The sequence below is a fragment of the Rhodopseudomonas rhenobacensis genome (assembly GCF_014203125.1).
GTDB lineage: Bacteria > Pseudomonadota > Alphaproteobacteria > Rhizobiales > Xanthobacteraceae > Rhodopseudomonas_A > Rhodopseudomonas_A rhenobacensis.
In genome coordinates this window covers 55229-64994 of record NZ_JACHIH010000005.1, presented here as the reverse complement: position 1 = coordinate 64994, position 9766 = coordinate 55229, and the positions used below count along the sequence as shown (strand labels likewise).

General features: G+C 65.7%; 7 protein-coding genes. 1 reads left to right on the top strand and 6 read right to left on the bottom strand.

What is annotated here, in order from left to right; all coding sequences use genetic code 11:
- Nucleotides 1-9 precede the first annotated feature (9 nt).
- From moaA to HNR60_RS06590, 5 genes are all read right to left on the bottom strand, one after another.
- Nucleotides 10-1074, bottom strand: a complete 1065-nt coding sequence (moaA, locus tag HNR60_RS06610; RefSeq protein ID WP_246432839.1) for a GTP 3',8-cyclase MoaA — start codon at nucleotides 1072-1074, stop codon at nucleotides 10-12.
- On the bottom strand, nucleotides 1071-1382 hold the full coding sequence (locus tag HNR60_RS06605; RefSeq protein ID WP_184255639.1) for a hypothetical protein: 312 nt from the start codon (nucleotides 1380-1382) through the stop codon (nucleotides 1071-1073). The genes moaA and HNR60_RS06605 overlap by 4 nt, the downstream gene beginning before the upstream one ends.
- 87 nt (nucleotides 1383-1469) lie before the next feature.
- Nucleotides 1470-3959 carry a trimethylamine-N-oxide reductase TorA gene (gene torA / locus HNR60_RS06600; RefSeq protein ID WP_246432838.1) on the bottom strand — a complete coding sequence of 830 codons (2490 nt, stop codon included), beginning with the start codon at nucleotides 3957-3959 and terminating at the stop codon, nucleotides 1470-1472.
- Nucleotides 3960-4015: 56 nt separating this feature from the next.
- Nucleotides 4016-4657 (bottom strand): molecular chaperone TorD family protein, encoded by a 642-nt coding sequence (locus HNR60_RS06595; RefSeq protein ID WP_184255637.1) that lies wholly within the window; start codon nucleotides 4655-4657, stop codon nucleotides 4016-4018.
- A 36-nt stretch (nucleotides 4658-4693) separates the two neighbouring features.
- Nucleotides 4694-5818, bottom strand: coding sequence for a NapC/NirT family cytochrome c (locus tag HNR60_RS06590; protein ID WP_246432846.1), 1125 nt, complete (start codon nucleotides 5816-5818; stop codon nucleotides 4694-4696).
- Between the two features lie 185 nt (nucleotides 5819-6003).
- Between HNR60_RS06590 and HNR60_RS06585 the strand changes: the two genes are divergently transcribed.
- Nucleotides 6004-6711: a response regulator gene (locus HNR60_RS06585; RefSeq protein WP_184255633.1), complete on the top strand. Its 708-nt coding sequence runs from the start codon at nucleotides 6004-6006 to the stop codon at nucleotides 6709-6711.
- Here the strand turns inward: HNR60_RS06585 and HNR60_RS24380 are convergent.
- Nucleotides 6665-9433: an ATP-binding protein gene (locus HNR60_RS24380; RefSeq protein WP_184255632.1), complete on the bottom strand. Its 2769-nt coding sequence runs from the start codon at nucleotides 9431-9433 to the stop codon at nucleotides 6665-6667. The two genes, HNR60_RS06585 and HNR60_RS24380, sit on opposite strands and share 47 nt — an antisense overlap.
- Nucleotides 9434-9766: the final 333 nt, after the last annotated feature.

Below are 9766 nucleotides of genomic sequence, written 5' to 3'. Positions count from 1 at the left end.
AGCCGGCCTTCAGCCGCCGGTCACATTGATGAAACGGCTGACCGCGCCGGGACGCGCGATCGAGAAATCGTGGCCCTTCGGTTTGTGGCGGATCGCTTCGCGGATCACGTCGATCAGTTGCCCGTCGTCGCTGCTGCGGCGCAACGGCGCGCGCAGGTCGACGGCGTCGTCCTGGCCGAGACACATACAGAGTTGGCCGGTGCAAGTGAGCCGAACCCGGTTGCAGCTTTCGCAGAAGCTGTGGGTCAGCGGCGTGATGAAGCCGAGGCGCTGCCCAGTTTCCTTCACGGTCATGTAACGCGCCGGTCCTCCGGAACGATGCGAGCTGGGCTGCAGCGTCCAGCGTGCTTCCAGTGCGGCGCGCACCTCGCTCATCGGGATGTATTGGTCGCTGCGCTCGATGCCGCCGAGCGGCATGATCTCGATGAAGGTGAGATCATAGCCGCGCTCGCCGCACCAGCTCACCAGGCGGTGAAACTCACCGTCATTGATGCCCTTCATCGCCACGGCGTTGATCTTGATCTCAAGCCCAGCGTCGGCGGCGGCCTGAATGCCGTCAAGCACCTTCCCCAGTTGGCCGAACCGCGTCACCGCACGGAATTTGTCCGGGTCGAGCGTGTCGAGCGAGACGTTGACGCGGCGCACACCGGCGGCGACCAGCTCCTTGGCGTATCGCACCAGCAGCGTGCCGTTGGTGGTCAGCGTCAGTTCATCGAGCGCGCCGCTCTTCAGGTGCCGGCCGAGCGCGCGGACCAGATCCATCACGCCGGAGCGCACCAACGGCTCGCCGCCGGTGAGCCGCAGCTTGCGGGTGCCGAGCGCGACGAAGCTCGCGCACAGCCGGTCGATCTCTTCCAGCGTCAACACTTCCGCCTTCGGCAGGAAGGTCATGTCCTCCGCCATGCAGTAATGGCAGCGCAGATTGCAGCGGTCGGTCAGCGACACGCGCAGATAGGACACCGCGCGGCCGAACGGATCGACCAGCGGTTCGACCACCCGCGCCGCGGCCCGCTCAAGCAACAGCGGCCGCGGCGCCTGGCCGATCTGGTCCAGGAAGGGTGATGAGCAGGTCATTGGGTCGAAATGTCGCCGAGCCGATCAACGCCGACCCGCAGGTTGATCCCGGAGCGCTCGGCCTTGCCGCGCCAGATGCCGCTGTCGTCCAGCACGAGATCGCTGGCATTGGAGAGGCCGGCGCGCATCAGCCGCCGTAGTACCTGTTTTTCGGTGAGAGTATTGGTTCCGGTGACCAACGGACCGCCGTTGATTTTCGGGGGACCGCTGAGATCTACCGTGGCGGCAGCGGGGTCCACGGTCTGAGCGGAGGTCGGGCCGGCCAGCGCGAAGCTGAGCAGCACGGCCGTGATGGCAATACGAAGCATGGTTCGGCTCCTTAAGATTGCGTCACATCAGGAAGGGGCGCCGCCGGGAGTTTGCTCCCGGCGGCGGTCGTCATGTGGTCACCGCGATCAGGCGTTGGCCGGGGCGTCGAACACCGTCACCTTCGGCAGCGGGCCGGTGTACTTCTCGACGTCGACCAGACAGGTGTGCGCCGAGGTCGCCTGCGCCAGCCGCGAGCTGCCGATGTCCGGCGTCAGCACGTTGACGTCGCCATGCTTGCAGAGCGTGTTGGCATCTTTGATGTCGACCGGATCGTACCAGGCGCCTTCCTGCAGCTGCACCACGCTCGGGCGGATGTCGTCGGAGACCACCGCGCCGGCCAGACATTGGCCGCGGCCGTTGAACACCCGCACCACGTCACCATTCTTGATGCCGCGGGCTGCGGCGTCCTTGGTGTTGATCATGCAAGGTTCGCGATCGGCGACCTCGTAGATCTTGCGGACGCGGGTGCCGTTGAGCTGCGAATGCATGCGGTGCAGCGGATGGTTGGAGTTCATGTGCAGCGGATAGGCCTTGTCCTTCTGACCCAGCCACTCCAACGGTTCCAGCCACGAGGCATGCGGCGGGCAGTCGTCGTAACCCATCTTCTCGATCGGTTTCGAATACAGTTCGATCTTGCCGGTGCCGGTCGGCAGCATGTTCTCGATCGGATCCTCGCGGAAATCCGCGTACTTCACCCAGCGCTGGTTCTTGGCAGGCGTCTCGAACTCGATGATGCCCTTTTCCCAGAACTCCTCGAAGGCGGGCAGCGTCACCGTCTTCTTGGCGTCGGCGGTCTTCTTCGCCGCCGCATAGACGTCACGAACCATGTCGAGTTCGCTCTTGCCCTCGGTGAACTCCTGGCCGAGGCCGAGCCGCTCCGCGAGCGCGGTGAAGATCGCGTAGTCGGACTTGGATTCGAACAGCGGTTCGACCACCTTCTTCATCGCGATGTAGGCGCGCTTGGAATTGGCGCCGACCATCTCGATGTCGTCGCGCTCCGTCGTCGTGGTGGCGGGCAGCACGATGTCGGCGAAGCGGGCCGATGCGGTCCACTGGAAGTCCTGCACGATCACCGTTTCGAACTTCCGCCAGGCCTTGCGCATCCGGTTGCGGTCCTGGTGGTGGTGGAACGGATTGCCGCCGACCCAGTACGTCAGCTTGACGTCGGGATAGATCTTCTTCTCGCCGTTGTGCTCATAGGTCTGGCCGGGCTTCTCCAGCATATCGACGACGCGGGCGACCGGGATCGACTGCGCGCCCTTCTCCTTCGGCCAGGGCTTGTTCGCCTTGCGGGTGCCGCCCGACATGCCGGGCGCCAGCGCTGGCGCCATCGTCGCCGGCGATCCCAGGCTGTAGAGATGATAGTTCTGGCAGAAGCCACCGCCGGGAAGCCCGACCTGACCGATCATCGAGGCCAAGGTGACGAACGCCCACGGCCACTGCTCGCCGTGATGCTGCCGCTGGCAGCTCCAGCCGCTGACCAGCATGGTGCGGTTTTCGACGAACTGATGCGCCAGCCGGCGGATCACGTCGGCCGGGATCTCGGTGAGCGCCGCGGCCCATTCCGGGGTCTTCTCGACCTTGTCCCAACCCTTGCCGAGCAAGTAATCGGAGAACTTGTCGAAGCCGAAGGTGCAGTTGGCGATGAACTCCTTGTCGTAAAGCTTCTCGGTCAACAGCACGTGGCAGATCGCGATCGCCAGCGCGACGTCGGAATGCGGGCGGATCGCCAGCCATTCGGCGTTGAGGTATTTGCTCGCCTCGACATTGATCGGGTTGATGAAGATCGCCTTGATGCCGGCCTTCTTCATGTCCTCGAACCACTTGTACTCCTCGTGGTCGGGCAGCGCGAAGGCGATCTGATTGGTCTTGAACGGGTCGGCGCCCCAGAACACGATGGTCTTGGTATTCTCGATCACCGATTGATAGGTGGTCTGCGGGCCAGCCGCGTCAATCGAACCGACGACGTAGGGCATGATGCCTTCGAGCGCCGCCTTCGAATAGTTGCTCGACGAGTAGACCGCGCCGCCGTTGAGGTTCATCAGCCGGGTCAGCATGATCTGCGGGTTGCCGATTTCACCCGAGCTGCGCCAGCCGTAGCTGCCGGCATACACCGCCCACGGCCCCTCCTGCTCCTCCAGCCGCTTCAATTCGCCGGCGACCAGGTCGAGCGCCTTGTCCCAGCTGACGCGAACGAAGTCGCCATCGCCGCGGCTGTCGCGGTCGGCCTTGATGCCCTTCTCGAGATAGGCGCGCCGCACCATCGGATAGCGGATCCGGCTCGACGAATAGACGACGTCCTGCACGCCATCGAGCGCTGCGTTCGGATGGAAGTCCTTCTCCCAGGGACGCAGGCTGGTGAAGCGGCCGTTGTCGACCTTGGCGTAGAACGCGCCCCAGTGCGAACCGGTGAGAATCTCCTTCGGAGCCTCCGCCGCGAACGCACGCCCGACCACGCCCGGCAACATCATGTCCGCCGCGGCGAGCGCGGTGAGCGACGACGTCGCGCTGAGAAAGCGCCGCCTCGACAACGAATGGGTTTCCGACATCTTCTTCTCCTTCAGGTTCTGGAGCATGGCGGGCTCAAGCGAGCGTCCATCTCCACATCGTTCGAATGCGTTGAGCCGCGCGGTCAGGCCGCGCGCGCCATTGCGGGGATCGGCAGCTTCAGCAGCAGCTCGAGCACGCCGGCGATCGCCGCGTAGAAGCCGCTGGTGTCGTGGGTCTGGCAGGCGGCGACGAATTCCGGCACCCAGCCGCGCAGCCGCGCCAGCAACACGTCGACCGTCTCGATGTCGTCGGCGTTGCCGGAGGCTGCGGCGAATTCCAGCGCCTCGGACAGCAAAGCGAGCTCGATCACCAGATGATCGGGGGCTTCGGGAAAGTCGTCGGCCGCAGTTCGTCCGCGCCGGCGCAGCAGCAACGCCATTTCGCCGGCGGGCTCCTGATAGAGCCGGCCGCTGCCCTGATAGGCGGATTCATAAGGCGGCGCCGACATCGGCCCGCCGGCGCCCATGAACAGCCGGCAGAACGCGACGTTGAACAGCGTTTCGGTGTGCGCCGCATCGCGTTCGCTGGCGACCGCGACGGCGGTCTCGATCCCTGGCCGCAACCCCGCGATCTGCGCCAACGGTGCGAGCGGGCCGAGTGCAACCGGCAGCCGGATCTCGGCGAGGACCGGTTGCTCCAGCGGCGCGCCGAACAGCGCGGCGACGGTGTTGATCGCTTCGGCGAAAGCCGTGACGGGCAACGATTCAGTGGTGAGTACAGTCATGATGATCGAGCCTCATTGGGTCCAGACGACTGGGGATCAGTGTCCGGCGTTCGGCATGTCCTTGGCGTGGAGCTGGAAGTAGGACTGCAGCAGGCGGACGTCTTCGGTGCCGAGCGCGGTGCCGTCCTTCATTTCCTTGATCACGCCGATCCACTGATTGGCCGGCAGATGACCGGGCTGCGGCTGGCTGTGGCAGGCGCCGCAGGCGGCGCTGGCCATCTCGGCGCCGTAGTGACCGAGGCCGGCCTGGTCGGCGGTGAACGCCGCGGTCTTCGCCCAGCCGGTGATGCTGGCGGTCTGCCACGACAGCGTGGTGTCGGGATCGACCTCGGCCTCGCCGAGCGTCATGGTGTTGGCCACCGCGTCGGTCATGCTGAGTTCGAAGATGCGCCGCGCCTTGGCGGCCACCATCAGGCGCTTGACGCCTTCCTGCACCCAGCCGCTGATCTCGACCTTGACGAAGTCGCCCTTGCGCTCCAGCACCTTGACCTTGGTCATCGGATAGACGTTGCCGTCACCCTTGCCGGCGTCGCCGTCGGGGCGTTCGGCGTAGAACGGCGTCGATTCCAGCGAGTACAGCGTGTCGGCGCTGCCGCTCTTGGCGGCCGCCTGGGATTTCAGGTCTTCGAACAGCGATTTGTAGCCGCTCGACATGTCGGGCATCTTGTGGGCGATGCCCTTGTGGCAGCCGATGCAGGTTTCACCCTTCTGGAGGCCCTTCTGCATCAGGGTCTGCGCTTTCGGACGCTGCTTGTGGATGTCCATCGCGTCCTGCGAGTGGCAGCTGCGACATTCGCGCGAGTCGGTGGCTTCCATCTTGGCCCACACCCGCTTGGCCATATCCAAGCGATGGGCCTCGAATTTTTCCGGGGTGTCGATGGTGCCGAGCACGGTGTGCCAGACATCCTTCGCCGCCATCACCTTGGCCATCAGCTTGTGGCCGAGCGCCTTTGGCACGTGGCAGTCGGAACACACCGCGCGGACGCCGGAGGCATTTTTAAAATGCGGCGACTTCTGATATTCTTCGTAATTGCCTTTCATCGAATGGCAGGAGACGCAGAACTCGAGTGAATTGGTCTTGTCGAGCAGAACCGAAAAAGCGCCCCAGCCCGCCAGCGAGCCGCCGGCGGCGATCACGGCTACCAGAGCCACGGTGCCCATTCCAACCGGCCGCTTCAGCCAGTTTTTTAGCCGCGTAAAACGTAAACCCATTGTCATTCTCCTGCGCCGCCCTCACGAGGAGGAAGGCTGCGCAGGGGATACGGCGGCGATGTAAATGCGCTTTCGTTAACTTGCGAATGAGATATTAACAGGGCCTCCGCTCGGTCCCCTAAGTAAAGTTACGTATGGTCAGTCAAACACATCTCGTCGTCGTCGATGATGAGCCGGTCGCTCGTGAATCGCTCGCCGCCTATCTGGAGCGCGAGGGCTTTCGCGTCACCATGGCGGAAGATATCCGCGGCTTGCGCGCGGTGCTCGAGCACGAGAAAGTCGACCTGTTGCTGCTCGACATCCGGCTGCCCGGCCAGGACGGCTTGAGCTTTCTGCGCGAATTGCGGTCGCGCTCCAATCTGCCGGTGATCTTCGTCACCGGGCGGGTCGACGAAATCGATCGCGTCCTCGGGTTAGAACTAGGCGCCGACGATTACGTCACCAAGCCGTTCGCGCATCGCGAATTGCTGGCGCGGGTGCGCACCCTGCTCCGCCGCACCTCGGACAGCTATCGACTGGAATACAACAACCTGGCGCGGCACTTCGCCGGCTGGACGCTGGATCTGTCGCGGCGCTGCCTGACCGACGCGCAAGGCGAGGAAGTGCGGCTCACCCGCGGCGAATTCGAGATTCTCTCGGCGCTGGTGCGGCGGCCCGGCCAGGTGTTGTCACGCGACGCGCTGCTGGACGAAAGCAGCCATCGCGACGGCGCGCCGAACGATCGCACCGTCGACGTGCTGATCGCGCGGTTGCGCCGGAAGATCGAGGCCGACCCGGCCGACCCGCGGCTGATTATCACCGAGCACGGCTTTGGCTATCGCTTCGTAGGCCCCGTGCACTGAGCACGCTGGCCCAAGAGCGCTGCAGCGCTTCGATCTTGCCCGGCGCCTTTGCGGTCATCGCCTGCGCGCAGCGCCGCATCGCGCCGTGATCGTTCGCCGCGGCGGCGCGCTCGGCGAGTTGCGCAAGTCGCGCCAGATGGTTGAGCCCGACATTGCCCGCCGCGCTTTTCAGCCGGTGCGCGGCGTCGCCGAATGCCTTGGCATCGCCCGACTGCAGCGCGTGGTTGGCTTCGGCGATCAGCGACGGCGCGGTGGAGACGAACAGGTCGATGATGTAGTTGGTCTTCTCCTCGCCGAGATCGTCGCAGCGCTGCTCCAGCAGCGATCCGGTGCGGGTGGCGTGCGGCAGCCCCTCGTCCTCCAGCGCCCCGACGGCGTCGGCCAGCGCATGACGCAAGGTTTCCTGGCGGAACGGCTTCTCGATGTAGCCGGTCATGCCGGCGGCGAAGCACTGCTCGATACGGCCGGCGGCGACGTTGGCGGTCAGCGCGATGATCGGCACCTCGCGGCGGGTGGCGTGGGGCAGCGCGCGGATCACCTTCGCCAAGCCGATGCCGTCGAGCCCGGGCATCGCCAGATCGGTCAGCACCACGTCGTAGTCGTGCTCGCCGGCGAGCGCCGCCGCGGTCAAGCCGTGCGCCGCGTGATCGACGGTGTGGCCCATCTTCTGCAGCATCGCGCGCGCCACCGCGGCGTTCACCTCGTTGTCTTCCGCGAGCAGGATCGACAATTGCGGCATCGCCTCGAACGCGGTCGCTTCGGCGCCTTGCAGCACAGGCGGCGCCACCACGAAATCCAGCGCCACGGTGAACACGCTGCCGCAACCGAGCGTGCTCTCCACCGAAATCCTGCCGCCCATCGCGTCGATGATGCGCTTGCAGATCGCGAGCCCCAGACCACTGCCGCCGAACCGGCGCGTGATCGAGGAATCGCTTTGCGAGAACGGGTCGAACACGTGGCGAACCGCCTGCCTGGAAATGCCGATGCCGGTGTCGGTGACCTTGAATTCCATCCGCCCGCGATCCGGATGCTCGACGTCCGGCTGCCAGTTGACGCTCAGCACCACCTCTCCGGAATGGGTGAACTTCACCGCGTTGCCGACCAGGTTGAGCAGCACCTGGCTGATCTTCGCCGGATCGCCGATCAGCCGCGCCGGCAACGCCGGATAGTCGGTGAGGAACGCCAGCCCCTTTCCGGCGGCCTGCGGCGTCATCGCCGCGGCGATGGTGTGTAGCAGCTCGTCGGGGCTGAACGCGATCGACTCCAGCTCCATGCGGCCGGCTTCGATCTTGGAGAGGTCGAGAATGTCGTTGAGAATCGACAGCAGCAACGAACCGGATTGCGCCACCGCGTCGAGCCATTGCCGCTGCTGCGCCGACAGCGGGCTGTCGTCGAGCAGCTGCGCCATGCCGAGAATGCCGTTCAACGGGGTGCGGATCTCGTGGCTCATGGTGGCGAGGAAGTCGGTCTTGGCGCGGCTCACCTCGTTGGCGCGCTCGATTTCGACCTCCTGGGCTTTTTCCAACAGCCGCTGCAGGTGCTGCGCCTTCAACGCGCCGACGCGGAGGTCTTCCAGGGCGCCGGCCATCGCCCCCATCTCGTCCGGATAGCCGGTGGCGGGCACCGGCACGGCGAATTCACGACGCGACAGCCGGCCGATGGTGTCGACCAGCATCTTCATCGGCGCCGAGAGCCGGCGCCGCACCGTCAGAATCCAGAAGCCGACCAGCAGGATGCCCGCCGTCACGACCACCGCCATCGCCGCCAGCATCAGCGAGGCTTGGGTCTTGCGCTGTTCGGCGTGGGCGATCGCCTGATCGAGCGCGTCGTTGCCGAGCTTCAGGATCGGTCCATAGGCGGAGATGCACAGCTGCGACCATTCGGCGGCGGGCATCGCCGGCTCGCCGGAGCCGTCGAGGCCATACAGCACGTCATCCATCTGCTTCTGCACGGTCTCGGTGGCGATGCGGCCGTTGGTGACGTCGGCGACCAATTGCGGCGAGGCGCCGGGCCGGTTGAGATAGGATTCCAGATAGCGCCAGCGCGCGGTGTATTCCCCGACGCCTTCGCGCCAGCTGGCGAGCTTCTCGCGGTCGAGCGGCAGGCTGCGCTGGACGTTGGCGCGCAACGCCGAACACGGCCGCCCATAGCGCTCGCGGATCACGTAGGAGGCTTGCCGCAGCTGCACCAGCTCGGCGATCTCGGGATCGAGCATGCGGGCGCTGTTGCCGACTGCGATCGACGCCTGCTGCAGCCGCTCGGCGACGTCGTACATCGCCATCAGCCAAGGATCGGCGGTCGCCATGTCACGCGCGGCCACCGGCTGCGCCGTCATCGCCGACAACAACGGCCGGCTGCGCTCGAGGTCGGCATAGGCGTCCCGCGCCGCCGCCAGCAACTGGCCGCGGCTTTCGAGCTGGCTCGCTTCGATCGCGGCGATCGCCGATGTGAAGAGCCCGTCGACCTTGCGGTTCGAGGCCTCCACCATCGCATCGGGCTGATCCTGCGACAGCACCGCGACGCCGGCGACGCCGACTTCGAAACGAATCCCGGTCATCGATGTGAACAGCACGCGGTCGGCCCGGGTCAAGACCACGATGCGGTCGGCGTCGACGAAGGCGAACCATTCCTGCGCGGCCAGCAGCGAGGTGATGGTGACCAAGGCGAGGATCGACGTCCAGTGCAGCACCAGAACCAGTTTCGCCAGCGAGTGCTTGAACACGCAGATCCCTTCCGCCCGCGCGCCAGGCGCGCCGGCAACAGTGGCGCGATCGTCTGGGATGAGGTTTCGCGCCACGATCACGAGCGCGGCGATTGAGTCGGCCCGCGGCGACGCAACCGCAAAGATCGCCTTGCGTCGGTCCGCGGCCTTGTCGGCTGCCTTCGGCAAGTTTAGCAGCGACGCGGCGTTCGTCACAAGGCTAGGGCGGTCCCGGAGGCCCGTCGCCTGTGGCAGCGCAATTTCGCAACCGCGGGGAACAATCAGCCGCAGCTTCGATTGTCTGCCGTAGCCCATCTGAGCGCTTTGCATGAGACGTTTGATCCGCGGCAGCAG